Source organism: Bordetella genomosp. 7 (genome assembly GCF_002261265.1).
Lineage (GTDB): Bacteria > Pseudomonadota > Gammaproteobacteria > Burkholderiales > Burkholderiaceae_B > Bordetella_A.
Genome location: NZ_NEVK01000008.1, coordinates 683843 through 707732 on the forward strand (window position 1 = coordinate 683843; position 23890 = coordinate 707732).

At 64.7% G+C, this 23890-nt stretch carries 24 protein-coding genes and 1 tRNA gene; 6 read left to right on the plus strand and 19 right to left on the minus strand.

Features of this window, described 5'->3' with window-relative positions; translation table 11 throughout:
• Window positions 1-6: 6 nt before the first annotated feature.
• From CAL19_RS19085 to CAL19_RS19110, 6 genes are all read right to left on the minus strand, one after another.
• Window positions 7-978 (minus strand): ABC transporter permease, encoded by a 972-nt coding sequence (locus tag CAL19_RS19085; RefSeq protein ID WP_026639269.1) that lies wholly within the window; start codon window positions 976-978, stop codon window positions 7-9.
• Window positions 979-1181: 203 nt separating this feature from the next.
• A complete protein-coding gene (locus CAL19_RS19090) occupies window positions 1182-2786 on the minus strand; it encodes an ABC transporter substrate-binding protein (protein ID WP_026639268.1) in 1605 nt (534 codons plus the stop codon).
• A 355-nt stretch (window positions 2787-3141) separates the two neighbouring features.
• Complete coding sequence (locus CAL19_RS19095; protein WP_026639267.1) at window positions 3142-4554, minus strand: GTPase/DUF3482 domain-containing protein; 1413 nt, start codon at window positions 4552-4554, stop codon at window positions 3142-3144.
• Window positions 4547-5983 (minus strand): DUF2868 domain-containing protein, encoded by a 1437-nt coding sequence (locus tag CAL19_RS19100; RefSeq protein WP_094797674.1) that lies wholly within the window; start codon window positions 5981-5983, stop codon window positions 4547-4549. The genes CAL19_RS19095 and CAL19_RS19100 overlap by 8 nt, the downstream gene beginning before the upstream one ends.
• Complete coding sequence (locus tag CAL19_RS19105; protein ID WP_094797675.1) at window positions 5984-6358, minus strand: YkvA family protein; 375 nt, start codon at window positions 6356-6358, stop codon at window positions 5984-5986.
• 73 nt (window positions 6359-6431) lie between these two features.
• Complete coding sequence (locus tag CAL19_RS19110; protein ID WP_026639264.1) at window positions 6432-7337, minus strand: AraC family transcriptional regulator; 906 nt, start codon at window positions 7335-7337, stop codon at window positions 6432-6434.
• A gap of 147 nt (window positions 7338-7484) precedes the next feature.
• On the opposite strand from CAL19_RS19110, the gene CAL19_RS19115 reads away from it, so the two are divergent.
• From CAL19_RS19115 to CAL19_RS19125, 3 genes are all read left to right on the plus strand, one after another.
• On the plus strand, window positions 7485-8396 hold the full coding sequence (locus CAL19_RS19115) for a DMT family transporter (protein ID WP_094797676.1): 912 nt from the start codon (window positions 7485-7487) through the stop codon (window positions 8394-8396).
• Between the two features lie 82 nt (window positions 8397-8478).
• On the plus strand, window positions 8479-9225 hold the full coding sequence (locus tag CAL19_RS19120) for a sulfite exporter TauE/SafE family protein (RefSeq protein ID WP_026639262.1): 747 nt from the start codon (window positions 8479-8481) through the stop codon (window positions 9223-9225).
• A gap of 135 nt (window positions 9226-9360) precedes the next feature.
• Complete coding sequence (locus tag CAL19_RS19125) at window positions 9361-10323, plus strand: alpha/beta hydrolase (RefSeq protein ID WP_094797677.1); 963 nt, start codon at window positions 9361-9363, stop codon at window positions 10321-10323.
• Window positions 10324-10406: 83 nt separating this feature from the next.
• Here the strand turns inward: CAL19_RS19125 and CAL19_RS19130 are convergent, their stop codons facing one another.
• The 3 genes from CAL19_RS19130 to CAL19_RS19140 form a co-directional block, all read right to left on the minus strand.
• Entirely contained in the window at window positions 10407-11252 is an 846-nt protein-coding gene (locus CAL19_RS19130) for an IclR family transcriptional regulator (RefSeq protein ID WP_141214400.1), read from the minus strand.
• 141 nt (window positions 11253-11393) lie between these two features.
• Window positions 11394-12152: an SDR family NAD(P)-dependent oxidoreductase gene (locus tag CAL19_RS19135; protein ID WP_094797678.1), complete on the minus strand. Its 759-nt coding sequence runs from the start codon at window positions 12150-12152 to the stop codon at window positions 11394-11396.
• Between the two features lie 11 nt (window positions 12153-12163).
• On the minus strand, window positions 12164-13834 hold the full coding sequence (locus tag CAL19_RS19140; protein WP_094797679.1) for a flavin-containing monooxygenase: 1671 nt from the start codon (window positions 13832-13834) through the stop codon (window positions 12164-12166).
• A 378-nt stretch (window positions 13835-14212) separates the two neighbouring features.
• On the opposite strand from CAL19_RS19140, the gene CAL19_RS19145 reads away from it, so the two are divergent.
• Window positions 14213-15196 (plus strand): Bug family tripartite tricarboxylate transporter substrate binding protein, encoded by a 984-nt coding sequence (locus tag CAL19_RS19145; protein ID WP_094797680.1) that lies wholly within the window; start codon window positions 14213-14215, stop codon window positions 15194-15196.
• A gap of 22 nt (window positions 15197-15218) precedes the next feature.
• Here CAL19_RS19145 and CAL19_RS19150 read toward each other — a convergent pair.
• From CAL19_RS19150 to petA, 6 genes are all read right to left on the minus strand, one after another.
• Window positions 15219-15294 (minus strand) — tRNA-Thr (locus CAL19_RS19150).
• Window positions 15295-15372: 78 nt separating this feature from the next.
• The gene (locus CAL19_RS19155; protein ID WP_094797681.1) at window positions 15373-15819 is read right to left on the minus strand and encodes a ClpXP protease specificity-enhancing factor; all 447 of its coding nucleotides are present in this window, start codon (window positions 15817-15819) and stop codon (window positions 15373-15375) included.
• Between the two features lie 18 nt (window positions 15820-15837).
• Entirely contained in the window at window positions 15838-16449 is a 612-nt protein-coding gene (locus tag CAL19_RS19160; RefSeq protein WP_026639256.1) for a glutathione S-transferase N-terminal domain-containing protein, read from the minus strand.
• A gap of 146 nt (window positions 16450-16595) precedes the next feature.
• Window positions 16596-17447, minus strand: a complete 852-nt coding sequence (locus tag CAL19_RS19165; RefSeq protein ID WP_026639255.1) for a cytochrome c1 — start codon at window positions 17445-17447, stop codon at window positions 16596-16598.
• Window positions 17448-17466: 19 nt separating this feature from the next.
• Window positions 17467-18855 (minus strand): cytochrome b, encoded by a 1389-nt coding sequence (locus CAL19_RS19170; RefSeq protein ID WP_094797682.1) that lies wholly within the window; start codon window positions 18853-18855, stop codon window positions 17467-17469.
• A 65-nt stretch (window positions 18856-18920) separates the two neighbouring features.
• Complete coding sequence (gene petA / locus CAL19_RS19175; protein ID WP_026639253.1) at window positions 18921-19562, minus strand: ubiquinol-cytochrome c reductase iron-sulfur subunit; 642 nt, start codon at window positions 19560-19562, stop codon at window positions 18921-18923.
• Window positions 19563-19699: 137 nt separating this feature from the next.
• On the opposite strand from petA, the gene mscL reads away from it, so the two are divergent.
• Entirely contained in the window at window positions 19700-20146 is a 447-nt protein-coding gene (mscL, locus tag CAL19_RS19180) for a large conductance mechanosensitive channel protein MscL (protein WP_026639252.1), read from the plus strand.
• A gap of 27 nt (window positions 20147-20173) precedes the next feature.
• Here mscL and CAL19_RS19185 read toward each other — a convergent pair whose 3' ends face one another.
• Window positions 20174-20950 (minus strand): Nif3-like dinuclear metal center hexameric protein, encoded by a 777-nt coding sequence (locus CAL19_RS19185; RefSeq protein WP_094797683.1) that lies wholly within the window; start codon window positions 20948-20950, stop codon window positions 20174-20176.
• 19 nt (window positions 20951-20969) lie between these two features.
• Between CAL19_RS19185 and CAL19_RS19190 the strand changes: the two genes are divergently transcribed.
• Entirely contained in the window at window positions 20970-22115 is a 1146-nt protein-coding gene (locus CAL19_RS19190; protein ID WP_094797684.1) for a S1C family serine protease, read from the plus strand.
• Here CAL19_RS19190 and CAL19_RS19195 read toward each other — a convergent pair.
• The 3 genes from CAL19_RS19195 to tatB all read right to left on the minus strand — a co-directional run bounded on the left by CAL19_RS19195 (window position 22112) and on the right by tatB (window position 23865).
• Window positions 22112-22501: a helix-turn-helix domain-containing protein gene (locus tag CAL19_RS19195; protein WP_026639249.1), complete on the minus strand. Its 390-nt coding sequence runs from the start codon at window positions 22499-22501 to the stop codon at window positions 22112-22114. The two genes, CAL19_RS19190 and CAL19_RS19195, sit on opposite strands and share 4 nt — an antisense overlap.
• Before the next feature lie 96 nt (window positions 22502-22597).
• On the minus strand, window positions 22598-23377 hold the full coding sequence (tatC, locus tag CAL19_RS19200) for a twin-arginine translocase subunit TatC (protein WP_432759172.1): 780 nt from the start codon (window positions 23375-23377) through the stop codon (window positions 22598-22600).
• A 23-nt stretch (window positions 23378-23400) separates the two neighbouring features.
• Window positions 23401-23865: a Sec-independent protein translocase protein TatB gene (tatB, locus tag CAL19_RS19205; protein ID WP_094797686.1), complete on the minus strand. Its 465-nt coding sequence runs from the start codon at window positions 23863-23865 to the stop codon at window positions 23401-23403.
• Window positions 23866-23890 lie beyond the last annotated feature (25 nt).

The following is a 23890-nucleotide window of genomic DNA, read 5'->3' on the forward strand; positions in this document are numbered from 1 at the left end:
AATCCTTCACTTGCTCTGCACGCGCAGGCGCGGGTCGACCACCACATACAGGATGTCGACGATAAGGTTGATCACAACGAAAAAGAATGCGGTCAGCACAAGGTATGCAGCCATGACCGGAATATCGACGGTGCTGATGGCCTGGATGAACAGCAGGCCCATGCCGGGCCACTGGAACACGGTTTCGGTGATGATCGCAAACGCGATGATCGAGCCCAGCTGCAGGCCGGTAATGGTGATGACGGGCACCAGCGTGTTCTTCAAGGCATGCCGGAAATTGATCAGCCTTTCGGGCAGGCCGCGGGCGCGGGCAAACTTGATGAAATCGGACCGCAGGATTTCCAGCATTTCGGCGCGCACCAGGCGCATGATCAGGGTCATCTGGAAAAGCGCCAGCGTGATCGCCGGCAAGATCAGCGCCGCAAGTCCGGATGGTGTGAGCAGCCCGGTGGTCCAGCCGCCGATGGAAATGACTTCGCCCCGCCCGAAACTGGGCAGCCAGCGCAGCTGCACGCTGAACACCAGGATCAACAGGATGCCGATCAGAAAGGTGGGCAGAGAAATGCCGGCCAGCGACAACGCCATGAAGGCGCGCGACAGTACGCCACGACGCTTCAGGGCCGTATAAATGCCCATTGGAATGCCGAATGCCAGCGCCATCAGCGCCGATACAAACGACAGTTCCAGCGTGGCGGGCAGGCGCTGCTTGATCAAGTCGCTGACGGGCTGGCGCTGGCGGTACGACACGCCGAAATTGCCTTCGGCCGCGTTGCGCACGAAGCGCGCGTACTGCACGATGAACGGGTCGTTGAGCCCCAGGCTCTCGCGCAGCTGGGCGCGCTGCGCTTCGGTTGTATCCTGCCCCACCATACTGACGATGGGGTCGCCCACATAGCGGAACATGCCGAATGCGATCAGCGCGACGGTCAGCATGACCAGCACCGATTGCAGCAGGCGTTGCCCGATGAATCCAAGCATGGTTCAGTATCCTGGTGGAGGCCCGGCCACCATGCGGGCCGGACATGATTGCGTCAGCCGTGCATGCCCGCGCCCGGAGCCGCGCGGGCATGCAACGGATGAGGATCAGACGGCACGCGGCGACACCGGACTTGCCGGCCCGCCGGGGTGAACGTCATGAAAGGAAGCGCGCAGCGCTTCCTGCTCCGGGATGCGCAGCCGCATCAGGGCATGACAACGTGGCGCAGGTCCAGCACGTCATCGGCGCGCTGCACGACTTGCAGGTTGTCTTTGATGCCCCACGACATGGGTTGCTGGTGCAATGGCAGGTAGCCGTAGTCGTTGCGTACGATCTCGAAGGCTTCCTTGATCATCGCGTTGCGCTTGGCCTGGTCGGTTTCCACGCCGATCTTCGCGGTAAGTTCGTCGACCTTCGGATTGCAATAGCCGCCCAGGTTGAACTGCCCCGCTGCGGTCTTGCTGTCGCGGCACGCGGCCAGATTCAACAGCACGTTGTGCGCGTCGGTCGAGCTTGGCGTCCAGCCCAGCATGTACATGCTGGTGTCGTTGCCCGCCTGCAGCAGGATCTTGCCGAAGTACTTGGACTTGGTCTGCGCCAGCAGATTGATCTTGATGCCTACGCGCGCCAGCATGCCCGCAACCGCCTGGCAGATCTTCTCGTCATTGACATAGCGGTCGTTGGGGCAGTCGAGCGTCACGGTAAAGCCGTCGGGATAGCCTGCGTCGGCCAGCAGCTTCTTGGCGCGGGCGGGGTCGGGCTTGTAGGGCGTGCCGTAGGAATCGTCATAGCCGTTGACCGAGGTGGCAACCAGCGAACCCAGCGGCTTGGCCGCGTCGCGCATGATCTTCTTGTTGATGGCCTCGATGTCCACCGCCAGCACCACGGCCTCGCGCACGCGGGCGTCCTTGAACGGATTCTTGCCCTTGATGTTCGAAAACAGCAGTTCGTCGCGATGCTGGTCCATGCCGATGAAAATGGCGCGCGCTTCGGGCTCGGTAAGCGGCTTTACGCCGGGCGCGTCTTCCAGGCGCTGCCAGTCCTGCACCGGCACCGGCTGCACGATGTCCATCTCGCCCGAGATCAGCGCCGCCACGCGGGTGGCTTCCTGCGAGATGGGCTGGAACACGACTTCATCGACATTGGTCTTGATGTTCTTGTCCCAGTATCCGTCGAAACGCTTGAGCACGGTTTTGACATCGGGCTGCCGCTCGGCCAGCATGAACGGGCCGGTGCCGTTGGCATGCAGATTGGCGTAGTTGCCCTGGTTGTCGCCCTTGACGTTGGTGGCCTCGGTGGTGTTGTTCTTCTCTGACCATGATTTGCTCATGATGTACAGGAAAGTCCACTCGCGCGGCAGAATGGGGTTGGGCGTCGGCGTGGTGACTTCGATGGTGTGGTCGTCGATTTTCTTGATATCGGACGCCTTGGCGCCATAGCCCTTCATGTCCGACCCGGGCGTCAGGCTGCGCTTCCACGAGAAGATCACATCGTCGGCCGTAAAGGGCGATCCGTCATGGAACTTCACGCCCTTGCGCAGCTTGAACACCCATTTGGTGGGCTCGGTGTTTTCCCAGCTTTCTGCCAGCAGCGGCGTCAGCTTCATGTCGCCGTCGTAGCCCGCCAGCGTTTCGTAGATATTGCCCTGGAAGCCCAGCGTGAACGTCTCGTTCAGGGCCATGGGGTCCATGGACGTGGCATCGCCCTGGTAGGCCCAGCGCAGCGTCTTGGCGTGCGCCGTGCCAACCAGCATGACACCGCATACCGCCAATGCCAGCGCCGATTTCTTGATGAATGGTGTGATACGCATAGCCCTTCTTGCTCCGTGTAGTGCGCGGGATCGCGCGACAGAAGTGACAGGGCCCCCGCCCCTTTTCTTTTGGACCAGGCCGGGGGCTCGGCGTGCTGCTTACGACAATGCGAGGTGTTGCGGCTGACGGCGCGTGATCGCGCGCGCTTGTGCGAGCGCGGGGGTAGCGGTCATTGCAGCGGACTTCGGATTCACGATTGGCCGACCTCGGTAATTCTCGTTGGGGCGGATGACCGTCCCAATGTAGATCGAATCTTATAGAGGCAGTGATTTAAGCGTCAATCGTTTTGACTTGGGGTTAGTACTTGGTTGCGGGCGGTGAAAAACACTGCCGGAAAGCAATGTAGGACGCGTCTTACGAACCTTGGGCGCCGGCGGCAGGCTGGCCTTCAGGCACATCGTCGGCCAGGATACGGGCCAGTTCGGCGACCACATGCTTGCGCCGCTCGTCGTCTTCGTAGCCCTTGGCCAGGGCCGACCATTGCGGACGGCTGCGGGCTTCGCGCAGGGGCTCGGGCAGGCGGCCCGACCGCCACTGGGCGTCGGCCGGCTGGCCCAGGCGCAGCGGATCGCGCGCAGCGTGGCCGCGGCGTTCCAGGGCATGGACGAGCTGACGTTGCCGCAGGGCAAGCAGGCGCAGCACCGCGTCATCGACCGTGATCTCGCGGTAGCCGCGCAACCTGCCCAGGATGCGCCCCCCGAAGCGCTCTACCCCTTGCCATAACCCGCCCGCGGCTGCGCCGATCAGCATGCCGGTGCCCAGGCTCAGCCCGGCGCTGAACAGGTCGACCGCCGCGCCCGCCATGGCGCCGGCGGCCATGCCGGTGCCCAGCTGTATGCCCATGTCTTTCAGGGCCTGTGGATGGAACAGGTCCATGCCCCAGCGCGTGCCTTCGAGCGGCAGTGTGTCGTCTGCATAATCGCTGCGGCGGAAGTTATACAGCGCGAGCAGCGCATCGACGCAGGCCTGCTCGCGCTTGCGGACCTGGTCGCGCAGCGTGGCGGCGTGGGCCTGCAGCGCCGCGTCGTCGGCGGGGCTTGCCAGCCGAAGCGCGGCCACATCGACCAGCAGGTCGGCGGCCAGCACCCAGGCGGCCAGGCTGCGTTCCCGGCGCTGGCGCGCCAGTTCATCGGCAAGGCGGTTCAGCGTGGCCGCATGGCGATCCAGCAGCACGGCGAGCTTGGCGTACAACTGCCGGTCGCCGTCCAGCGGCGGCGCCACGGTGTCGAATTCCAGGGCCGCATGCAGGCCGAGCCGCGCCATGGCGTCGCGCCATTCATCGGCCCGGTGGCCGGGCGTGTTGACGAAATTCAGAACCGGCAGCAGCGGCCGTCCGCAGGCGGCCAGCAGCGCGAGTTCGTCGCGGTGCTTGCTCAACACGGGATCGCGCGCGTCGATGACGTACAGTGCGGCATCGCACTCGAGCATCTTGGCCAGCACACGCGCTTCTTGTTCGTAGCGGCGATGCGCCTCGGGCGAATCCAGGAAGCGGCGTATGCGCGCCGGCCCGTCGCTGCGCGTGCCAGGCTCGTCCAGGCGTTCCAGGTATTCGAGCAGCGCGATGCTGTCTTCCATGCCGGGTGTGTCGAACCATTCGAGCGCGGGCCTGCCATCGAGCTGCAGCCGCGCGCCTTCAACGTGGCGGGTGGTGCCGGGGCTGTCGGCGACTTCTCCGAACCTGCCGTCTCGCGTCAGCGTGCGCAACAGCGAGGTTTTGCCGGTGTTCGTGTGCCCGACGACGGCGACTCGGAGCATGGCGTCAGTCATGGCCTGTCTCCAGCCAGCGCAACGGTTCGTCAGTGTCGCGCACGATGGCTTGCGATGTCATGCCCGAGGCGGCCAGGCGATCGCGCCACACGTCCAGGCGCGCTTGGACGGCCGGCGGCAATGCGCTGGCGGCGGTGTACAGCCAGACTCGCGTCTGCCCGGCTTTTCCGGACAGCGCGGCGATAAGGTTGAGCGTGCCGCGGTCGGGAGTCTGGCGGGCGTCGCAGGCGATCAGCAGCCGCCGCGCGCCCGCGTGCGCCAACGCGTCAAGCAGGCGGTTGCGCTGTTCGCGGCTATCGAGATTGCCCGCGTCCTGCACGCCGGGCGGCAAGCCGACGGGCGGCCATGGAACGTCGGCCGGCAGTTCCAGCCCCACCAGCACCGGCATGTCTGCCAGATTGCCGATATTGCCGGCGGCCACGCGCGGCTGATGCAGCGGATCGGCCGGACGGTCGATACCGGTGGACTGCACGGGCGGCACCAGACGGTCTCGCAGGGCGGCGTAGCCGGGCAGCGCGGCGTCGATGCGCAGGCCGCGCCGGGCCTGGCGCAGGCGCAGCAGGCACAGCGTGCAGGCCACCAGGCGCGGCAATACGCCATAGATGGCAATCACGCCAATCAACCATATCGACCATTGCGCCTGCGCCACGGCGGGCAACACCTGGGTGTTGTCGCTGGCGCGCACGACATCGGCCGAGGGCATGGCAAAGCCAAACTGCGCCGGCAGCCAGCCCAATGCCCGCGTCAGGAAAATAAAGGCGTCGGGCTGCAGCAGCGTGGTGGCCCATACGAACCGATAGCTTGCGGTAGACAACAGCGCCAGCAGGGTGATCAGGGCCGCGGCCAGCGCGGCCAGCCACAGCCCATGGCTGATGGCGCCGAACAGCCAGCGCCGGGCCCCCGCCCGGCCAAGCAGGTTCAGCAGCGCCTGGGGCACCAGCGCGGCGTCCGGGCCGCGCGCCAGCTTGCGGGTGGCCCACAGCCACAGCCGGCCCAGCCCGGTGGCGCCGCCGGGCGGCAGCAGGAACGAGGCCAGCCACAGCACCAGGGTCAGCAGATGGATGCCCAGCAACGCCCCCAGGGCCCACAGTACATTGACGGGACGGCTTCCATCGCCGAGCGCGCCGGCCGCCGAGGCCACGCCCGCGATGACGGCGGCCGCCAGCAGGCCCAGCAGGCTGTATACCGCCCCTTGCCGCCAGCGTGCTGCCAGGCCGTCGTGCCCTTCGCGCTGCGCCAGCAGGCGCGCCCGCATCAGGATGCGGGTTTCAAGCGTGCCGGGCGCGTTGCGGGCCTGCCGCACCGCGTCGGCGTCTTCCAGCGGGCCCCAGTGTTCTTCGCGCAGGCGGATGATCTCTGCCAGCCAGTGGGCCCGCCACGCCTGGGCTTGCCTGGACACCGGCGCGGCGCCAGGTGCTGGGGTCGCCATTCAGCCGGCGTGACGCGAATCGGCGGGCGGCGTGCCGAACCAGTCCTGCAGCTTGCGGCTGGCCTGCTGCTTGACGTCGTCGTTGATGTAGAAGGCCACCGTGGCCAGCGCCGCAGTCATGACGCTGAGGTCGTCGGTATAGCCCACCAGGGGGGCCAGGTCCGGAATGGCGTCCAGCGGCAGCACGAAGTAGCCCAGGGCGCCATAAATGACACGCCGCGCCCATTTGGGCGTGCCCGGGTTCTGTACGGCGTAGTACAGCCAGAGGGCTTTTTCCACGACCTGACGGCCTGCGGCCGACGCATGGCGTGTCGCCTTGCGCCAGAAGCGGTTGTCGGAATAGGCCTGTTCGTGGAAGGGAGTGGCTATTGGCATGGTACGTCGGGCGCAACGCCCGGTATGTCACGGTCAATGGCCCATTGTAGACCCCCCGGGGCCGGATGCGGGACTAGCGTCCGGGCCGGTGGGCAGCGCGGTACTGCCCCGGGGTGGCCCCCACGGCGTGCGCAAAGGCTCGGCTCAGGTGGCTGGCGTTACCGAAGCCGCATGCCTGGGCAATGCCGGCCAGGTCGTCGCTGCTGGTGGCCAGCAGCAGGCGGGCGCGGGCCAGGCGGCGGCCCAGCACCCATGAGTGCGGCGGCTCGCCGAACGAGGCATGGAACATGCGCGCGAAATGATAGGTGGACAGCGCCGCCACACCCGCCAGCACGTCCAGCGTCAGGGGCTCGGCCAGGTGGCTATCGATGTAGTCGCGCACGCGGCGCCGCACCGCCGGGGCCAAGCCGCCGCGGGCAGCCGTGGCGCTGGCGGCCCGCCCGGTGTTCTGGTCCAGCAGGTGATGCAGCACGCTTTCGGCGGCGCTGCTGGCTGCCAGCCGCTGTGCCGGCACGTTCCAGTCGGTGGCAAGCAGCGCACGGCAGGCCTGCGCGAGCGACGGGTCGCGTATGTAGGTGCGATCGTGCAGTTCGAGTTCGCGCGGCTCGCGGTCCAGCCGCATCACTGCCTCGCGCGCCAGCCGCTGCGGCGCTATGTACAGGTGCAGGAAGCGCACCTCTTCGTTCATGCTCCAGCGTGAATGGTGCTGGTCGGGCAGCACGCAGAACTTGCCCGCGCCGCCGTGGCGGTCGCGGTGCCCCAGCCGGAAACAGGTGTCGCCGCCCTGCAAATACAGCGAAAGCGTGTGGTGCCCGGGCGCGTCGTAGTCGATGAGGGCCCGGCCGGCGCGCTGGTCGCGGTTCCATTGGGCCGCCGCCAGGCCGGCGCCCAGCGAGGCGGCGCGCACGAGCTGCACCCGCGCGTTGCGCAGCGTGTGGAACAGGGCGAAGTCGGCGGGCGCCGAGGCGGTCTGGCTCATGGCGTCTTTATCGTACGCCAGCTTGGCGCGTGTGTGCGCGCGCCCGCGCGCCGCTTCTTCAAAAACCGCAAGAACCGGCAATCGCGCCGTGGCGCTCGCGTCTAGACTGCGCACGAGGCCGGCCATTTTTACTGCCGCAAAGCTATCGTGAACCTGTTTCTCTACCTGCTTACCGTACTGATCTGGGGCAGCACCTGGATCGCCATCAAGCTGCAGCTGGGCGTGGTGGCCATACCCGTGTCGGTGTTCTACCGGTTCGCGCTGGCCTCGGTGCTGATGCTGGCCGGGCTGATCCTGCTGGGGCGGCTGCAGCGCCTGGACCGGCGCGGCCACCTGCTGTGCCTGGGGCAAGGTCTGTGCCTGTTCTGCCTGAACTTCCTGTGTTTCTATAGCGCCACCGTATGGATCTCCAGCGGCCTGGTGTCCGTGGTGTTTTCGGCGTCGACGATCTGGAACGCGCTGAACGCGCGCCTGTGGTTCGGCACCCGCATCACGTCGCGCGTGGTGCTGGGCGGCGTATTCGGCCTGGCGGGCCTGCTGTTGCTGTTCTGGCCGGAAGTGGCCGGCCAGCAGGCCAGCCACGAAACCCTGCTGGGCCTGGGGCTGGCGTTGCTGGGCACACTGTGCTTTTCCACCGGCAACATGCTGTCGTCGGCGCAGCAGCGTGCGGGAATCGGCCCTCTTACGGGCAATGCCTACAGTATGTTGTACGGGTCGCTGGTGCTGCTGGCCGGTTGTGTCATCACGGGCCAGCCTTTCGATTTCGACCCGTCGCCCACGTATGTAGGCGCCCTGCTGTACCTGTCGCTGTTCGGTTCTATCGTGGCGTTCACCGCCTACCTGACCCTGGTCGGGCGCCTGGGCCCTGCACGCGCCGGCTATTGCACCGTGCTGTTCCCGGTGGTGGCGCTGAGCATTTCCAGCGTGGCCGAAGGCTACCAGTGGACGCTCGCGGCAGCGGCCGGGCTGGCGCTGGTCATGTTGGGCAACGTGCTGGTGTTTGCGCGGGCAGGCGCCAGGCGGGGCGCGGCCACCGCCGCGATGCCGCGCCCGCGTTGAGCATGGCACTGCCGCCGGGGCCACGGGCGCCGGCGCCCGAACCGGCGCGCTACACTTGCCGCCGGTTACCCGAGACCCCGCCATGCCCTTCGTGCCCGCCGAAATCAGCCATGTATTCGCCGCCGTGCTGGTGGTTACCAGCTTTCTTACGTCGGCCCTGACCGCGGCGATGGGACTGGGCGGTGGCGTTGCCATGCTGGCGGTGCTGAGCCTGGGGTTGCCGGTGACCAGCGTCCTGCCTGTGCACGGCGTCGTGCAAATGGGTTCGAACGGTGGGCGCGTCATCATCCAGCGCCGCCACTTGGTGCTGCCGGTGCTGCTGTGGTTTTCGCTGGGCAGCATCGTGGGCATTGCACTGGGCGCATCGGTGGTGGTGAATATTCCCGACGCATTGGCCAAGTGGCTGCTGGCCTTGTTCATCCTATGGTCGGTATACCGCAAAAAGCCTGACGCCCGGGCGCAACGCCACGGCAAGCCTTATTTTGTCGTGGGCGGCGCGATTTCCAGCTTCGGCTCGATGCTGGTGGGCGCCACCGGCCCGTTCGTGGCCGCGTTGCTGGCTGGCACCGGCCTGGTCAAGCAGCCCCTGGTCGCCACGCATGCGGCGTGCATGGTGATCCAGCATGGCCTGAAGATCCTGGCATTCGGTACGCTGGGCTTTGCCTATGCCCAGTGGGCGCCGCTGATCGCCGCCATGATCGCCAGCGGCGTGGCCGGAACCTGGGTGGGCACGCGCCTGCTCGACAACCTGCCTGAATCCACCTTCCGGCTGGGCTTCAAGATCGTGATGACAGTGGTCAGCGTGCACATGATCTGGCAGACGCTGTAGGCGCGCTTTGCCCAGCGGGCGGAGTGGCCTGCTCCGTTGTCGTATACGCCGCAAGTGGCGGCTGGCGGGGATCTGTACCTGATGCGGGCTTGGTATAGTGACCCTTCTCTCATGATTGCGGCGGGGCGGTCCACGATGGCTTACGATCCGGGTATTCAGGAGTACGTTGAGCGCGCGCGCGGGGCATTGGGCAATATGGCCGACCTGGGTGCGCTGACGCTGACGCAACGGCGCCTGCGAGCCGATCGCGCCGCCGCGTTGGTCAACGAACCTTACCCCGCGTGGCTGGAAGTCAGCGATACATATATCGTATTGCCGGGCCGAGAATTGCTTGTGCGGGTGTATCGCCCCCGCTCGCAGCTGCCGCTGCCGGCAATCGTATTCCTGCATGGCGGTAGTTTCATGGCGGGCAGTCCGCAGGGGCACGACTTCATCACCGCCAGCCTGGCATGCAATACCGGCGCCCAGGTGATCAGCGTGCACTATCGGCGCGCGCCCGAAAACCCATATCCCGCACCCACTGAAGATTCCTACGAAGCCTTGTGCTGGGCGGCTCGCGAAGCCGACCTGCTGGGTATCGACCCTCACCGCATCGCGGTAGCAGGCGATAGCGCGGGCGGCAATCTCGCGGCGGCGTGCGCCTTGTTGGCGCGTGACCGCAACGGCCCCAGGCTGCGGATGCAAGCCCTGGTTTATCCGACGCTGGACGCCGATTTCGATACCCCCAGCTATCTGAACAATACCAACGACGCCTTTCTTACCCGCGACGCAATGAAGGCGTCGTTTGCAGCTTTCCTGCCGTCGGCAGGGGCGTACACCGATGGCTACGCCCTGCCGATGCGCGCAGCCAGCCATGCCGCGCTTGCGCCGGCCTACTTGCTGCTGGCTGACCACGACCCACTGCTGGACGATGGCATCCGCTATGCAGAGAAATTACGTGCGGCGCACGTTCCGGTGCAGTTGCGCGTGGGCAAAGGCATGATCCACGGATTCATGCGCGCGCGCCGGTTCAGCGACGCGGTAGAAGCCGAGTTTCAGCTGCTGTGCGCCGCCCTGCGCAGCGCGCTGGATCTGCCCGAGCCTCCAGGGCGCTGGTAACGCGCGAGCGCCGGGCGCCGGGCGCTTGGCGCGTGTGGGTGTGCCGCCGCACCGGCCCCCGGGGAATGCTGCCCGGTGAATTTTCAATCGAGTCGTAGACGGCCCAGTTCCGGCGAGATGCGGTCTGCAAACGCCAGCATCGCTTCGGCGACTTCGGTGATCTTCTGTTCGTTCATGGTGTAGCTGAAATTCGCCGCAGTCAGCACCAGGGCCAGCGGGCCTTGCTGCGAGAAGATCGGAACGGCGATCTGCGTCAGCCCGCTGCGCCGGTTCCCCTGGTCGAGCGCAAAGCCGCGGGCTCGCGTGGCGAGCATGCGTTCCCGATATTCCTCGAAACTGGGCCGACGGAACCATTCAGTATGTTCGAACTCTTGCTCGATGAACTCGTCCTGGGCGCCTGAGAACGCAGCCATGACCAGGCCCGACGCGCCGGAAAATCGGCGAGAGCGGCGGCCTACGCTGAAGTAGCTGTCGACCCGGAAACCGCCGCCCACGAAATCCAGCAGCACCAGGTCATAGCTTTTCTCGACCTTTGCCAAGGCCACGGTGACGCCGACGCGCTCAGCCAGTGAGAACATTTCGGGCCTGATGACATCCAGCAGCCCGCTGGTGCGCAACACGCCATGCGCCAGTTCGAGCATCATGACGCCGATGCTGTAGGTCTGGTCGAGCTCGTTGTAAGCCACCATGCCTTCACGTTGGAAGGTGCGCAGAATATTGAAAGCGGTACCGCGGTGCAGGCCGGTCTGCCTGGCGACTTCGCTGGCCCGCAGGGGGCGTTGCGCGTGATGCAGGGCGCGCAATACGGCCAGTCCGGAAATAATCGCGCCTACCGGTTTGCCTACCGTGCGGCCGGATGTGTCTTCCGGCCCTGCCTCGGCGACGCGCTCCGGCAGGGTTACGCTCTCGACTTCGTGCTTTGTAGCCAAAATGAATTCATCCCTCAGGATGGCGTGTCGCGCCACGCCAAGTATTTCGTCTTTTCCAGAGAACCAGCGTACTCCAGGCGGGACTCATAATACCTTAGGCCTATCCCCCGTCGCGAGGCGAATCCGTAGGCGCGGGCGTTATCACGGGCGCAGCGGCGCCCCGGCCGTGGCGCCGCCGTCCACGGGGATCGCCGTGCCGGTAATGAAGCTCGCCTGCGGGGAACACAGGAATGCGATGGCCTCTACGACGTCCTTCTCGGTGCAGATACGCCCCATCGGGGTGGTGGCTGTAAGCTGGAACGCTCCGTGCGAGGCATCTGCCCGCAGCTTTTCCGTCAGCGGCGTCTTGAGCATGCTGGGACACACGCAGTTGACGCGGATCTGGCGGGCTGCGAGCTCCAGGGCCAATGTGCGGGCAAGGAATTGCATTGCGACCTTCGACGCGGCATAGGCTCCGTTGCCGGCCTTTGGGCGTAGCCCCGACGACGAGGACACGCCGACGATAGCGCCTCCGTGTGGTGCAAAATGCGCAAGCCCGGCCTGGGTGCAGTGCCAGAATCCCTTGGCGTTTACGTCGAATGTCAGGTCGTAGGCGGCTTCGGTCATGTCGGCAAGCGTGGCGGGCAGCAGCACCCCTGCGGTATATATCAGCGCGTCGATATGCCCATGCCGTGCCGCCCCGCCCGCGAATGCGTGATCTACGCTGGCGCGGTTCCGTACGTCAGCGGCTAGCGCCAGCGCGCGGCCGCCGGCGCTGGTCAGGGCGTGTTCAACCTGCTGCAGTTTCGTGGCGTCGACGTCGATAATCGTGGCGGCGGCGCCTTGCGCCACGAAATGGCGTGCAGCTTCCAGGCCGATGCCCGACGCACCGCCGACTACGAGCACGTGGCGCGCGTTCATAGACAGTTCCTTCAGGAAAGTTGTGCAGCCAGGCAGGTAGCCTTTTGCAGATGGAACCCGCGGTACCCGTGTGCCGCTACGTCTTCGCAGACCTTGATGTATGCGGGCATGCCGCCCACATAAGGCATGAACACGCGCGGCTTGCCGGGAATATTGGCGCCCACGTACCATGAATTGGTCGCCCGCGGGAACAGCGTGCCGTTGGCCACGTCGTTGACGTGCTGCACCCAATCATCCTCGGCCTGGGCGGTGGGTTCGATGGTAGCTATGTCGTGTTGGTCGAGATACACCAGGCAGCCGGCAATCCATTCAATGTGCTGTTCGATCGCCGTAACCATGTTGGCCTTTACCGACGGGCTGCCGGGGCCGGTAAGCACAAACAGGTTCGGAAAGCCATGTACCATCAAGCCCAGGTAGTTGGCCGGGCCAGATGCCCATTTGTCGCGCAGGCGGACGCCGTCCCGGCCGGTTATCAGTATTTCGCTGAGCGCGCCGGTCATGGCGTCAAACCCGGTGGCGAAGGCGATGATGTCCACCACATACTCGGCATCGGTGGTGCGCACGCCGCGCTCCGTGATTTCCGTGATAGGCGTGCGGCGGGCGTCCACCAGGGCCACATTGGCGCGATTAAACGTCTCGTAGTAGTCCGTGTCCACACAGAGGCGCCGGGACCCGATGGGATGATCGCGCGGCGTGAGAATCTCACGCTTGAGCGGATCTTTCACAATGGCGTGTATCTTGGCGCGCACGAATGACGCCAGCGTCTCGTTTGCTGCTTCGTTACGCATCAGGTCGGTAAATGCGCCCATCATCCGAGCGCTGCCGCCCTTTTGCCACAGTTGCTCATACACACGCAGACGCTCTTGCTCGGATAGATCAAGCGCAGACATGACCGGTATCGGCACGCGCGACATCCCGGAATTCTGCAGGCGCGCCGCCTTGCGCAGGGCGGGATAGTTCGCCTTCTGCTGCCGTTCTTCTTCAGGCGGCATGGGGTAATTGCGCGCCGGCACGCTGAAATTCGCCGTGCGCTGGAAGACGGTAACCATACTTGCGTGCGGCGCGATCTTGGGCAGCATCTGCACACCCGTCGCCCCGGTTCCGATCAGGGCGACACGCTTGCCGGCGAAATCCACGCCTGCTTTCGGCCAGCGGGCCGAATGGTGCCATTCGCCCTTGAAGCGCTCGACACCCTTGATATCCGGGATCCGCGGCGCTGACAGGTTGCCGCTCGCCATAATGCAATAACGCGCCCGAACCCACGGCCCACGATCAGTTTGCACGGTCCAGCTGCCACCCGTGGCGTCGTAGTGCATGGCCGTTACCCGCGTTTCAAAACGGATATGGGGCCGCAGTTCAAACCGGTCGGCGACGTGGTTAAGGTAGGCCAATATCTCCGGCTGTTCGGCGTAGCGGTGGGACCAGCACCATTCTTGTTGGAGTTCGTCGGAGAACGAGTAGGAATAGTCCAGGCTTTCGACATCGCATCGGGCGCCGGGATAACGGTTCCAGTACCAGGTGCCGCCTACGCCGTCAGCAGCTTCGATACATCTGACGCGCAGCCCGAGGGCCCGCATCCGGTAGATGGCGTAAAGGCCGCCGAACCCCGCACCCACGACTAGAACGTCGACAGATTCGTGCGGAGCTGAACCGGTGGGCATAACCGGGTGGTCGTGGGGCATGTCTTCTCCTGATATCAGGGTCGCGTTCCGACTGATGGCTCCCACACATGGCGCGGAGTATTGGACGCCGGAACGCCTGGATGACGTTCCGGTAATGGTAGTTGACACATCTAGTGTTTGCAATAGATTCTTATCGTTCGCGATAGAAAACAGATGGCCAGCGCTTCTTGGGCGGTGGTGCCGATATTTCCCGCACAGTCGGCGTGGTCCCTCGTGAAGACCGGAAAAATACTCGATTACGCAGTTGAATACGTCTTATATAGAAGACAAATATTCTCTTTGCATATATGTTGTTCTTTTGTATAGTGGGCTCACGGCCTCAATTACGTCGCGCACAAGGCGGATGGGGTTGCCTGCCACCCTGAGGAGGGAATCAAAATGAAAATCCTAACCAGCCTGTCAGTAGGTATCTGGTCAGCGTTGCTGTTGCTCAGTCCCGCCGCACACGCCAGCGACTTTCCTACGCGCCCTGTCACCTTCATCGTGGGATACGCGCCGGGCGGCGGCACCGACATCGTGGCGCGCAGTGTTGCAGACGTGCTGTCACGCAAATGGGGCCAGCAAGTCATCGTCAGGAACCGCCCGGGGGGTACCGGCGTACTGGGCATCAGAGATCTGAAAAGCGCACCGCCCGACGGCTATACCTTGGGCATCTGGACCGATTCCGATATCGGCAATGCGGCAGTTCGGGACGATCTGGATTACGACCTGGTAAAAGACTTCGACCACATCAGCCAACTGGCGGCAGGCGGCACCGTGCTGGTGGTGAACCCCAAGGTGCCAGCGACCACATTCAGTGAGTTCGTGTCATACGCCAAGCAGCACCCGAGCAAATTGAACTTCGCAGTGGTGTCGGGCGGGGGCATGCACCTGGACAGTCTGCGCATCGAACGAGCGGCGGGGATCAAGAATGCCATCATCGGCTACCCGGGCACCGGCCCCGCCCTTACCGATGTGGTGGCCGGCCACAGCGATGTGCTGGTGCTCCCGCTGGGCGCGGCCCTGCCGTTTATCAAAAGCAGCGGGGTGCGCGTTCTCGCGGTAGGGTCGGCCCAACGCTGGCCGGGTCTACCAGACGTACAGACGTTATCCGAAGGCATCCCGGGCCTGGAGAGCACATTCTTCTACGGGGTGGTTGCGCCCAAGGGTATGCCCGAGTCACTCAAGGCCGAAATCAATGCCGCAGTGCAAGAGGCGCTGAAAGATCCCGCGTTGGGAACGAAGTTCGAGTCGATGGGATTCATTCCCACCGGGAACTCGCCCAGTGAGTTTACGCAGGTGATAGCCACAAAGCTGAACGCATCGCGGATTGCCGCCGAACAAACGGGGCTGAAACAAAGCCTGCAGCAGCAGAAGAAATAGGCCGCGGCCCGCGACGAAGCAGTGGTGCCGGTGAAAGGAATCGAACCCTCGACCTTCTCATTACAAGTGAGCTGCTCTACCAACTGAGCTACACCGGCGGATGCGCCGCCGGAAGAACCCGGCGGGCGAAAGGACAGTATTGTAAAGAAAAAAGCGGGCGTGCCGCGCCGCGCCGACTATTTGACGATAGTCAGGTGCGGACGCTTGGACTCGCCGTCGCCGCCATCCGAGGGGGTGTCGGGCGGCGAGTCGGCGCCGGCGCCGTGGTCGGGCGCATCGGCGCTGCTTTCGTCGCGCTGAGGCGGCTCGTAGGGCTGGACTTCGAAGCCCATGCCGGCGCCGGTTTCGCGTGCATAGATGGCGCTGACCGCGGACACCGGCACCGACACGTTTTCGGTAACGCCGCTGAAGCGGGCCTGGAATTCGATGAATTCGTTGCCCAGCACCAGCTTGTTGGTGGCCAGCGTGCCCACGTTGAGCGTGATCTGGCCGTCGCGTACATGGGCTAGCGGCACCAGCGTGTGCTCGTCGACCTGCACGGTGATGTACGGCGTGTAGCCGTTATCGGTGCACCATTCGTGCAGTGCTCGCAGCAGATACGGTTTGGTGGAAGTTTCACCCATATGCACAACCTTTGGCGCTTAGCGACGCATGACTTTTTCGGACGGCGTGAGCGCTTCGATGTACGCAGGACGCGAGAAGATGCGTTCGGCATACTTTTGCAGCGGTGCGGCGTTCTTGGGCAGCTCGATGCCGTAGTGGTCCAGGCGCCACAGCAGCGGGGCCACGGCGACGTCCAGCATGGAGAACTCTTCGCCCAGCATGTACTTGTTCTTCAAGAGCAGCGGGGCCAGCTGGGCCAGGCGGTCGCGGATGCTCTGGCGCGCGGTGGCGAGCTTCTTTTCGTCGGGCTTGGCGCTGCGGTCTTCCAGCGTGGAGACGTGGACGAAAAGCTCTTTTTCGAAGTTGTACAGGAACAGGCGGGTGCGCGCACGCATCACCGGGTCGGCGGGCATCAATTGCGGATGCGGGAAGCGCTCATCGATGTATTCGTTGATGATGTTCGACTCGTACAGTACGAGATCGCGCTCGACCAGGATGGGCACCTGACCGTACGGATTCATTACCGAGATATCTTCCGGCTTGTTGTACAGGTCGATATCGCGGATTTCGAAGTCCATGCCTTTTTCGAACAACACAAAGCGGCAGCGTTGCGAAAAGGGGCAGGTGGTTCCGGAATAGAGCACCATCATGGCGGTAAGTCCTTGTATGAAAAGCGAAAGGCCAGCGCTGCTAATCTAGCAAACGCTGGCCCCGATTGCCAGGGTGGAACAGACGTGCCGCCCTATCGGGTTGGTGTTGCCGCCCCGGGGGGCGGCAACCTGGCAGGGCGGATTAATCAGCGCACGTGTTTCCAGAAAGAGGCGTTCAGGCGCCAGGCGACGACCAGGAACAGGCCCAGGAACAGCAACACCCACACGCCCAGTTGCTTGCGGAACTGTTGCTGGGGCTCTGCCATCCAGGCCAGGAACGCCGTGAGGTCGGCTACGTCGTTGTCGTAGGCGGCAGCCTGCGCCGGGTCGAGGCTCTTGAACTTGGCTTCGACCGACGCGTGGCCGCGGTAGTTGGCGACCGGTTCGGCCTTGACGGTGGCATAGCCCTGGGCGTCGTAGGTGGTGGTGACGCGTTCCCAGCTGCGGGCGCCATCTTTTTCGACCTGGTGCATGGCCACGGTGGTGAGTTCACGCGGGCCCTGGTCTTGCCACATTACGTGCGGCATGCCGACGCTGGGGAACACAAGGTTGTTCCAGCCCGTGGGAACGGCCGTGTCGCGGTAGAACGTGCGCAGGTACGTATAGATGTAGTCGGCGCCCGTGGGGCCGGCGTTGATCGACTTGGCGCGCGCGATGACGGACAGGTCGGGCGGCACGGTACCGAACCAGCGCTTGGCGTCGGCCGGCTGCATGGCGATGGTCATCAGGTCGCCGACTTTCTGGCCGGTGAACAGCAGGTTGTCGCGGATCTGTTCGTCGGTCAGGCCGATGTCCTGCAGCTTGTTGTAGCGCATGGCCGATGCGCTATGACAGTTCAGGCAGTGGTTGACGAACAGCTTCGCGCCGTTTTGCAGGGCGGCGATGTCGTTGATGCGGTCGGGCGCCTTGTCCAGGGGGTAGCCGCTTTCGGCGGCGTACGTGGCCGTACATGCAAGCGTGAATGCGACGGCACCAATCAGCTTCTTGATCATGGTCATTCCGTTATGGGTACGTGGCTCAATGGGCATGGAACGTTACGCGGTCGGGGACCGGCTTGAACGTACCCAGGCGGCTCCAGACGGGCATCAGGAAGAAGAAGCCCAGATAGATCAGCGTACCGACCTGCGACATGAGGTTGTACACGTCCGTGGGCGCCTGCGTGCCCAGGAAGCCCAGCACCAGGAAGTTGACGATGAAGATGCCGTAGAGCCACTTGTGCCACGTGGGACGATAGCGGATCGACTTGACGGGCGAATGGTCGAGCCAGGGCAGGAAGAACAGGATGACCACCGCGCCGCCCATGGCCACCACGCCCCAGAACTTGGCGTCGATGACGCGCAGCAGGACGGCGGTGATGATCAGCACGCCGGGAATGGCGATGCGCAGGAAGCCCTTCAGGTTGCTCTTGACCAGCAGCGCGATGGCGCCGATGACTGCGGCGCCGGCCAGCACCCAGGTGAACTCGGCGGTGGTGGCACGCAGCATGGAGTAGAACGGCGTGAAGTACCACACCGGCGCGATGTGCGGCGGCGTCTTGAGCGGGTCGGCCGGAATGAAGTTGTTGTATTCCAGGAAGTACCCGCCCATTTCGGGGGCGAAGAACACGATGGCCGCGAAGACGATCAGGAAGCCCGCCACGCCCACGATGTCGTGCACCGTGTAGAACGGATGGAACGGGATGCCGTCGGCGGGGTTGCCGCGCTTGTCTTTGGGGCCTTGCTTGATTTCGACGCCGTCGGGGTTGTTGGAACCGACTTCGTGCAGCGCCACGATGTGCGCGACCACCAGGCCGATCAGCACCAGCGGAATGGCGATGACGTGGAAGGCAAAGAAGCGGTTGAGCGTGGCATCGGATACGACGTAGTCGCCGCGGATCCAGATGGACAGCTCGGGGCCGATGAAGGGGATGGCCGAGAACAGGTTGACGATGACCTGGGCGCCCCAGTACGACATCTGGCCCCAGGGCAGCAGGTAGCCGAAGAACGCTTCGCCCATCAGGCACAGGAAAATGGCCACGCCGAAGATCCAGACCAGTTCGCGGGGCTTGCGGTACGAGCCGTAGAACAGCCCGCGCAGCATGTGCAGGTAGACCACCACGAAGAACATGGACGCGCCGGTGGAGTGCATGTAGCGCACCAGCCAGCCCCACGGCACTTCACGCATGATGTACTCGACCGACAGGAACGCGCGTTCGGCGTCGGGCTTGTAGTGCATGACGAGGAAGATGCCGGTGACGATCTGGATCACCAGCACCAGCAGCGCCAGGGAGCCGAAAAAGTACCAGAAATTGAAATTCTTGGGTGCGTAGTACTCGGACAGGTGCGCCTTCCAGGTGGAGGTCACCGGAAAGCGCCGGTCCAGCCAGCCCAAGAGGCCTGTTGTCTCGACGGTTTTTTCGCCAGCCATCATGGCTCCTTCTAATACGAAGCGTTTTTTGCTTAGGTCGGGGGAAAGGTGACGCGGTGCGCGCGTCAGGCCTTGTTGTCTTCGTCAACCCCGACGATGATGCGGGTGTCGCTCAGGTATTGGTACGGCGGAACTTCGAGGTTGTCGGGCGCGGGCTTGTTTTTGTACACGCGACCGGCGAGGTCGAAGGTGGAGCCGTGGCAGGGGCAGAAGAAGCCGCCTTCCCAGGACGCCGGCAGGCCAGGGCCGGGGCCGGCTTCGAAGTCAGCGGTGGGCGAGCAGCCCAGATGGGTGCAGATGCCCACGCAAACGAACAGGTCGGGCTTGCGCGACCGGAATTCGTTCTTGGCGTATTCGGGGGTATAGCCGGGGCGGTCGGAATTGGGATCGGCCACGTAGGGGTCCTGTTCCTTGATGCCCGCCAGCTGTTCTTCCGAGCGACGCATGATCCAGACCGGTTTGCCGCGCCATTCGACCGTGCGCATCTGGCCGGGGGCCAGGTCGGCGACCTCGACTTCGACCGGGGCCCCGGCGGCACGCGCCTTTTCAGATGGGGCGAAGGTGCTAACAAACGGAACGGCGGTCGCCACACCGGCGACACCGCCTACCGCACAGGCGGTGGTTACCCAGAAACGGCGCGAAGGATCTGGCGGGAGGTTGGGATCAACCGCACCGTCTTCGTCATGCACCAGCGTATCCTGACTCATCTTCCTATCCTTGTTGATGCGCCCGCACTCCCGTAGCATCAGGCTTGCTGCATCCGATTTGCGGAGATATGTAACAACATAGCAACCGCGTATTATAGCGCCCTGCCCATCATTGACGAACGACGTAAGGAGCACTCATGAGCAAAGCATCAGGTTTCCTCAAGGAATTCCGCGATTTCGCTGTCAAAGGCAACGCTATGGATCTCGCGGTTGGCGTGATCATCGGCGCGGCGTTCGGCAAGATCGTGGATTCGGTTGTGAAAGACCTCATCATGCCCGTGGTGAACTTCATTCTGGGCGGTTCGGTCGATTTTTCCAACAAGTTCCTGGTGCTGTCCATGCCCGACGGCTATACGGGCCCCATGACCTACGCCGACCTTACCGCGGCCGGCGCGACGGTGCTGGCATGGGGTAATTTCCTTACCATTCTTATCAATTTCATCCTTCTGGCGTTGGTGGTGTTCATCATCGTCAAGGCCGTGAACTCGGCCCGCCGCAAGGAAGAAGCGGCGCCGGCGGCGCCCGCGGCCCCGCCCGAAGACCTGGTGGTGCTGCGCGAAATCCGCGACCTGCTCAGGAAGTAACCGGGGCCGGCGCGCGCGGCGCGGGCCCTATACCGGGTTGTCGATGTCGACGAATTCGACGCGTATGCCGAATTGCCGAGCGATGGCTTCGCCCAGGGCCCGCACGCCATAGCGTTCGGTGGCGTGGTGGCCGGCACCGATGAAGGCCGTGCCGGTTTCCCGGGCCAGGTGCACGGTGGGCTCGGATGCTTCGCCCGTAATGTAGGCGTCTGCGCCGGCGTGGACGGCATCGTCCAGCATGCCCTGGGCGGCGCCGGTGCACCAGGCGATGCGCTTGAGCGCCCGGTCCGGCTCGCCAATGACCAGCGGCGCGCGCCCCAGGCGCTGTTGCACGCGCTGCGACAGCGCCTGCAGGTCCGGCAGGCCCGGCGCGGTGCCCAGCCAGATCAGGTTGTCCGGGCCGCAGGTCAGCGGCGCGCCGGTGGTGTCGCAATCGGGCATCAGGCCAAGCACGCGCGCCAGCTGCGCGTTGTTGCCCCACTGGGGATGCGCGTCCAGCGGCAGGTGGTAGGCGAAAAGATTCAGGTCGTGGTGCAGCGCCAGCGCCAGCCGGGTGCGCCGGGGGCCGCGCACGCGCGGATCTTCGTTCTTCCAGAACCAGCCGTGGTGCACCAGCACGGCATCGGCGCCGCGTTGGATGGCTGCGCGCAGCAGGGCCTCGGACGCGGTAACGCCGGTGATAATGTGGCCTACGCGTGGCTTGCCTTCTACTTGCAGGCCGTTGGGACAGTAATCCTTGAATCGCGAGGCTTGCAGCGAGGCGTCAAGCCAGTCCGCCAGCTCGCGGGTGTCGATTGTTTTCATTGCCTACCTTGTCAGGATCATGCGTCGCTATTGGCTGATATTTGCTCAGACCGTCACGGTGTGTCTGGCCATTTTATTCGTGGTGACCACGTTGCGCCCCGACTGGCTGCGGCTTTCGGAGCCGGCCACGCCTGCGCCCGCCGCGCCGCCGCGCACGCAGGCCCTGCCCGGTGCGGCATCTTATGCGGCGGCCGTCGCGAAAGCGGCGCCCGCGGTTGTCAACGTGTTCACGTCCAAGCACGTCAATGTTCCACTGGTGCCGTTGCCGGACGACCCGATGCTGCGGCAGTTGTTCGGCCAGGTGCCGGGCCTGAGCCGGCGCGAATCATCCACGAGCCTGGGTTCGGGCGTGATCGTCAGCGACCAGGGCTACGTGCTGACCAACTATCACGTGGTCGAGGCGGCCGATGCCATCGAAGTGGCGCTGGCCGATGGGCGGCGCGGCGCGGCAAGACTGGTGGGGGCCGATCCGGATACCGACCTGGCCGTCCTGAAGCTGGACTTGCGGCCGCTGCCCGTGGCCGCCTTGGGCCCCGACCGCAGCCTGCGAGTGGGCGATGTGGTCCTGGCCATAGGCAATCCGTTCGGCGTGGGCCAGACCACCACCCAGGGCATCGTTTCGGCGCTGGGGCGCAACGGCCTGGGCATCAATACCTACGAGAACTTCATACAGACCGACGCGGCGATCAACCCGGGCAATTCCGGCGGTGCGCTGATCGATGCCGACGGGAACCTGGTGGGCATCAATACGGCGATTTATTCGGAATCGGGCGGATCGCTGGGTATCGGGTTCGCGATTCCCATCGACGCGGCGCGCAAAGTCATGGACGACATCATCAAGACCGGCTCGGTGCGCCGCGGCTGGCTGGGCGTCGAGCCGCAGGACATCACTCCTGAACTGGCGCGGGCCTTCGGCTTGCCCGCCGATACGCAAGGTGTGGTGATCGCAGGCGTGTTGCGCGACGGCCCCGCCGGCAAGGCGGGCCTGCGCGTGGGCGACATCGTGCAGCGGGTCAATGGCACGCCGGTACGCGATACGGTGGCAATGCTGAGGCTGATCGCCAGCCTGACGCCCGGCGAGAAGGCCACCTTGGAACTGCTGCGTGGCGGCCGGAAGCGCGAGCTGGATGTGGCGGTGGGCACACGCCCGGTACGGCCCCGCTAGCGTTGGCGGCCTGCCGCGCCCCGCGTGCTTGCGGGGCCCGCGCCTTGGGCGATGAGCCGCACCACGGCCAGTACTTTCTTGCGCGCATCGACCGGCAGGGTTTCGACCAGGGCCTGCAGTTCGGCACTGTAGCCATCGGCGTTGTCGTGGGGCGCCGGGCGAGCGGCCAGCGCGGCGACGTTGACGCCGTCGGCCAGCCACGGCACCGTGGTGCCGAGTGCGGCGGCCAGGCGTTGCAGCGTATGGCGGGTGGGCGCATAGGTGTCATCGCGCGTCAGGATGCGATGAATGGACGATTGCGGCACCCCCGAGATGCGCGCGAGCTGGTTCTGGCTTTTGATGCCACGCCCCTGCATTTGGGCGCGCAGGCGCTGTGCGAGTGTCATGCCGGAAAATGTACCGACCGCCATGACGGGCCGGCAAGGCCGGCGCCGCAGGTTTATTGCGTTTGATCACGGTCCGGCGCGAAGCCGGCCCGGGTATCAGCGCGACTGGGTAAGGTCGGCCGCCGTGTCTTCGGAATCGTCTTCGGTGTTGCGGGGGGTGACCATGCGCGCGCAGATGAGCCCGACTTCATACAGCAGGCAAAGCGGCACGGCCAGCATGAACTGGCTGACGACGTCGGGCGGCGTGACAATGGCGGCGATGACGAACGCGCCCACCACGACATAGCCCCGCGCGGCGCGCAGTTTCTGCAGTTCGACGATGCCTGTCTTGACCAGCAGCACCACCGCGACCGGCACTTCGAATGTAATGCCGAACGCCATGAACATGGTCATGACGAAGCTGAGATAGGCTTCGATGTCGGGCGCGGGCGTGATGGATTGCGGCGCGAAGGTCGCAATGAAATGGAACACCGTGCGAAAAACGAAGAAGTAGCAGAACGCCATGCCCAGCATGAACAGCAACGTGCTGGATACGATTAGCGGCATGGCCAGGCGTTTTTCGTGCCGGTACAGGCCTGGCGCCACGAAGGCCCAGGCCTGGTATAGCACCACCGGCAGCGCTACGACGAAGGCGGCCATCAGGGTGACTTTTACCGGCACCATGAAGGGCGTGATGACGCCGGTGGCGATCATGCGCGTGCCTTCGGGCAGAGATGCCAGCATGGGCTGGGCCAGCACGTCGTAGATGGCCGACGCGCCGGGGTAGATGAACAGCACCACGAAGACGGCAATGACCGCCAGGACGGCCTTCATGAGGCGGCTGCGCAGTTCGACCAGGTGCGAGATGAAGGTTTCTTGTGGCTGTTCCTGGTCCAGCCCGTCTTGCTTGGCTTGCTGGGTCACGGCGTGGTACCGGTTTTCGGTTGGTCGGCAGGGGCCGGGCTGCCCGCTGCAGGGTCTGGGAGCCGGTCGGGGGCAGAGCTTGGCGCGGGTGCCGCGGTGTCGACCGCCGCGGTGCCGACCGCCGCGGTGTCGACCGCCGCGGGCGAGGCCGGGGGTTCGCCGGCCACCGCTTGCCTGGCTTCGCGGGCTGTGTCGTTCAGGCCGCTGCGCAGCGAACTCTCGGTGTCGCGCAGCGAGCTTTGCATGCTGTCGGCGGCTTCGTCCATTTCAGACTTGAACTTGCGCAGTTCGTCGAGTTCGATTTCGCGCTGGATGTCGCTTTTGACGTCGCTGACGTAACGTTGCGCGCGGCCGAGCAGGTGCCCTACGGTGCGCGCAACCTTCGGCAGCCGTTCGGGCCCGATGACGATCAGCGCAATGACGCCGATCACCATCAGTTCAGTGAAACTGACATCAAACATGCGACATCTGCTCGCTCAAGAGGAC